This is a genomic window from uncultured Microscilla sp., from assembly GCF_947493425.1.
In the GTDB taxonomy this organism is placed as follows: Bacteria; Bacteroidota; Bacteroidia; order Cytophagales; family Microscillaceae; genus Microscilla.
Genome location: NZ_CANLRP010000310.1, coordinates 1 through 4,507 on the forward strand (window position 1 = coordinate 1; position 4,507 = coordinate 4,507).

Genomic DNA, 4,507 nt, shown 5'->3' on the forward strand with positions numbered 1-4,507 from the left:
AATATCTTCTCTTAAAATAAAAACGCTTTGGTACTTTTCAAAGACAACTTATTTTTTTACAAACATACGAGCTAATATGTTCTAAACCGGACAGCTTCAATTTCTTATTGGGGTTATTGTTAAGGGCTACGCCCGAAATCCCGTTCACGGGGCGATCACTTCCCTAAGGTGAGGCGCTGTTTTGTAAGCGTTTCAGGGTGAATTATATACCCAAAAACAACAACCCACTCATGAGCAACATCAACATCCACTGCCCCAATTTGAGGTAGTTTTGAGCAAAAGAGCGGGAAATGGCCACCGTTACCAACCAAAACAAAGCATAGCCCAACGTATATATTGCCAGCAACTGCACCACAAAAGCTGGGTGAGGAATCCAATTTGTAAAATTAATCAATGAAAGTAGCACCGTAAGCATCAGCAAATCAAACGAAATCCAATGCCAACCACAGCGGCCCATTGTCCAGGTTTCTTGTTTTTTTAGCCAGTGACTGTCATTGCTTTCCGGAGCGATCAGGTGCAGCTCGCGGTCGCCCATAAACGTATGCACCCCAAAAGCCAGCCCACCCAAAATGTTTACGATGATTAAGTAAGTATTCATTTGGTGATTCTTTTATAAGTAGCAGAAAGAAAAACTTTGAGCCAACGCCCCTCTTTGTAAGTACCCACTTTGTAGGCGTAAGCATTGGGAGAAATTTTTTGCCAACTGTCTCGAAGGCTTTGCCCCTGGTAAGTATAGTCATAATAAAGAAAATTGCCCTCTACAGTACAAGTGCCTTGAGTAATGCCACCAAAGACATCGAACTCCCAGAAAACTACCTGTTTTTTGGTAGCATCCCATGCCCTGATTCCCTCATTGCGTAAGCCAAAAGCGCCTGTTTTTGGGTCAACGGTGCCAAAGGTTTGCACCTTGACAATGCGCTTATTTAAGCCCCAACTGTATACTTGTATTTGTCTAAATTTTTTGCCGTTGCCCCAGTCGCCATTCATTTCCCATTTGTCCTTGGTCAAATGTTCGAAAAATGCCAACTGTGCCACCGGGGTAGCCTGGCTGTAGGCACTGGTTGTCCAGCCCCACAGCACTAAATAAATCATGAGGTGTTTCATATCATTTTTGAGAATAAGTGTTTTGCAAAAATGATAAAAAGGAAGAAAGTAAAATTGTAAAAAATTTACCTCAAGGGTAAATAATGAATATAATCGCCTTTTTCGCGGATAAACTTTTTAGGGCTAAACCCAGCAAACTTCTTAAACTCTTTGATAAAATGCGCCTGATCATAATAGCCACAATCATAACCCAAAGCAGTCAGTTGCAAACCCTGCCCTTGAGCTATGTGCGCTAAAGCAAGGTTGAAGCGGGTGATTTGCTGGTATTGCTTGGGGCGAAAACCCACGTATTTTTTGAAGAGGGTGATCAAGTGTTTTTGCGAATAACCCAATTGTTGGTGGAGGTTTTTGAAGGTATGTGTATCGTTGTTTTGGTGAATTTGCCCCAAAGTATAATTGATTGCTTGGGGAGGCAAAAACTCAGCTCTGAAGCGTGCTTGTAGCCACCTATAGACCAACTCAAACCGGATTTCATTGTCAGCATTGGCAAGCAATTGCTCCCTGAGCTGGGCAATGTGTTGCCCAAAGACTAAGTCAGCCTCTATGACCAAGTCGTTAAGCTCGGTTACCGGAAAATGTAAAAAAGGATAAGCACCCTGAGGCAAAAAACGAATGATGAGCATAGAAGTACCTATGCCCGAATCGATAGAAATATAGCCAGAGTGCATGCCCGACAACCAAGCGTGCTTGTGGGTGCTAATGGGGGTAAGCAAACGATTGTCGTAGATGTGTTGGGCAACGCCATGAAGCTCTACAATAAGGTTGAGCGAGCCATCGGGCAAAAGCCGTTCTACTTGGTGGGTGGGGGAGTACTGGTCATAGAAAAGCACCGATTCTACCAGTTGATTGAGCGGGTAGGGGGGCTTGCGTAGATCGAACTGCATGAGGAGATAGTAAAAAGAGGCTGTCTTGTAAGTCAAAGGTTGCCAAATTTTATGAAGGAAAAACCTTTTTCAAGAAATTTTATACCTGGCAAGTTTTAAAAGCCTGCCAGGTATGGCTAGTGTTTAGAAGAATATCCTCCTAAAACCTATGATGAGACAGCCCCTTAGGAATTGTTCAAAAATAAATTTACACTCTGAGGGGTGATTTTTCGCCTTGATACTTCGTTATTTTTATGCCCGTAGCGCTGCCCCGAATCAAGTTCGGGATTCAAGCTCTACGAGCGCAAAAAATAGCCTCGTCTCAAAACAAAACCTCTACCTCAAGAATGGTAATTTAATTTCTCACCATTCCTTAGTATAACTTAGGGATAAAGAAATAATTAATTCTCAGACTTAAAAAATTGGCATAGGTAGTAGCTGGACTAAAGTCAACTTGGCATTCCGCCTTAGTCTGTTACCGTTAAGAGTTTAAATTGCGGATTCGTCCCGGAGGGCAACGAATTACTGTTTGAGCGAAGCGAGTTTAATTCGTTGAGAATCTGCAATTTAAACTTAGGTAGAACAGACTACAGCGGTGGGCTTTTTTGGTTCGTTTTTTTGCCTAAAGAAAAAAATGAACGGATAAATGCCACTAAAGACCTGATGCTAATCAAGTACAAGGGTAAACCTGTGCCAAAAAACAAACTTGGGAAAGTAATTTTTTTATCATCCCTTAATTACTTATTGAACAACTTCTTAAATAACCCTTTCTTGGCAGGCTTGGCCTCATAACCCGCCGTATAAATTAACTTCGACACCTCTTCAGTGGTCATATCATCCACTGTTTGTACAGTCAAAGGACGGTCAGCGTGTTGCAAGTCTACTTTAAAAGAGTCTATGCGTGCCTCTTGAGCAAATGCTCCCTGAATTTTTTCTTCGCAAGCAGCACATTTAATATTGGTACGCTCAAATGTATGTGTTTTCATATTTGTCGATGGTTTTCAGTGTATAAACAATACAAATCTCAAGTTACGCAGTTTTCTGAAGGTCACCTGTTTCTATTGTTGAATGGCTATATTGTTGCATAATGCGTAGTCCAACCATTGAGCAATAAAGCTGTATGATCATCAAAATAAGTAGGTCTGCGTAACTTCAGTACAAATTTATAAATAAAAGCGTTCATTTGACAGCCCTTTTTCCTGACAAGGCTTGTGCACGTTTTACACCGAGATCGAAGTCTTATTTTCTAACTTACCCTTGAGGTGCACCAAACAGTTGTCCAGTAGATTGTATATCTGGTAAATGCTGATATAAGGAGCCAATTGACTTTTTAACTCTTCTGCTTGTTCCCACTGACTATTAATAATCAGGTACACTTCTGTCCGGTGGGCCGCATAGTGTTTCAGTGCCTGACGCATTTGTTTTATATCCACTAGTTCGGGGTGTAGTATTTCTATAATTAACACCTGACCAGAAGTAGACTTTTGGGTAGTAAGTACTACATACCGTTGTTGTTGCACACAGTTTACCTGTAGTTGTACGTGGTCAGGAAACTGGGCTTCAGCCATTAACCGTGAGATAGAGTTGAGCGCGTATTTTTTAGAGATATTTTGGTTGATTTGACGCTTAAATATAATGCTAAGCACTAGTACACTTAGGAACCCAGCCAAGGCAAGGTGGCCATATATGCCCACCAATAGTGCAGAAAAGATTAAAATAAATATTACTGTGATTTGTCTTGAGCATAGGGGAGGATTGTGAAGGCATTGGTCTTTAGCCAACGACATCTCATTGAAATTTTTCATATAAACAAAAATTAGCCTAAAGAACATGGGAAAAAATACAACTGATGTGAGCACTACTACCATTGGTTCAATAGTTTTGCTACAACAGCACGAAACATAACAACAATTTGTTTGCTATATAGTTTTAACCGATGCTTGTAGGAATTTTGAGTTTATGAAAAAAAACATACAAATGATGGAAACGTTTGGCCTTGAGGGTAAGAGAAGCGTGGTGTAGCCATTCGTAATAAGATACTTGAAATTGGTGGGTTTGGTGCGAAACGAGTGCTTTCTGAAGGTGACCAAGCAACCGACGGAGCTTGAGGTTTTCTATTTCAGCTTCTTTCTCCTTTTCTTTTTTGTTTTCTTCTTCTTTTTCTGAGGTACTGGATTGTACCAATACTTGCAGAAATTTTTGCCAAAAATTGAGCTCTTTGGTGGGCGAGATGTGACATTCCGTAGAGTTACTGTTCGATGCTGCGTATACCCCCAATGGAAGCGAGCTACGCAAGATCAACAATGTCAGCGTAATGGATAGTATTTTATAAAACCGTTGTTTCATCTGTTCGCCAATGAAGTTTTACTTTTTGCCCGAATCTATTTTACTTCATTAAATACTTGAGTAAACTTTTACAAGTGTACTTTTTTTAATGCCTAATTGCAAATATTATTCTGTAATTTAATCTAAGGAATTGTTCAAAAATAAATTTACACTCTGAGGGGTGATTTTTCGCCTTGATACTTCGTTATTTTTAT

Annotated in this window: 6 protein-coding genes; all 6 read right to left on the reverse strand. The window is 40.3% G+C overall.

Going from position 1 to position 4,507, the window contains the following annotated elements; all coding sequences use genetic code 11:
• Positions 1 to 202: 202 nt before the first annotated feature.
• The 6 genes from Q0954_RS32915 to Q0954_RS32940 all read right to left on the reverse strand — a co-directional run bounded on the left by Q0954_RS32915 (position 203) and on the right by Q0954_RS32940 (position 4,313).
• Complete coding sequence (locus Q0954_RS32915; RefSeq protein ID WP_299465959.1) at positions 203 to 598, reverse strand: hypothetical protein; 396 nt, start codon at positions 596 to 598, stop codon at positions 203 to 205.
• Positions 595 to 1,104, reverse strand: a complete 510-nt coding sequence (locus tag Q0954_RS32920) for a hypothetical protein (protein WP_299465962.1) — start codon at positions 1,102 to 1,104, stop codon at positions 595 to 597. Before Q0954_RS32920 ends, Q0954_RS32915 begins: the two co-directional genes overlap by 4 nt.
• A 65-nt stretch (positions 1,105 to 1,169) precedes the next feature.
• Positions 1,170 to 1,988, reverse strand: coding sequence for an AraC family transcriptional regulator (locus tag Q0954_RS32925; protein ID WP_299465965.1), 819 nt, complete (start codon positions 1,986 to 1,988; stop codon positions 1,170 to 1,172).
• Between the two features lie 716 nt (positions 1,989 to 2,704).
• Positions 2,705 to 2,953, reverse strand: coding sequence for a heavy metal-associated domain-containing protein (locus Q0954_RS32930; RefSeq protein ID WP_299465968.1), 249 nt, complete (start codon positions 2,951 to 2,953; stop codon positions 2,705 to 2,707).
• Between the two features lie 234 nt (positions 2,954 to 3,187).
• Positions 3,188 to 3,772 (reverse strand): hypothetical protein, encoded by a 585-nt coding sequence (locus Q0954_RS32935; RefSeq protein WP_299465972.1) that lies wholly within the window; start codon positions 3,770 to 3,772, stop codon positions 3,188 to 3,190.
• 124 nt (positions 3,773 to 3,896) lie between these two features.
• A complete protein-coding gene (locus Q0954_RS32940; protein WP_299465975.1) occupies positions 3,897 to 4,313 on the reverse strand; it encodes a hypothetical protein in 417 nt (138 codons plus the stop codon).
• Between the last annotated feature and the right edge of the window lie 194 nt (positions 4,314 to 4,507).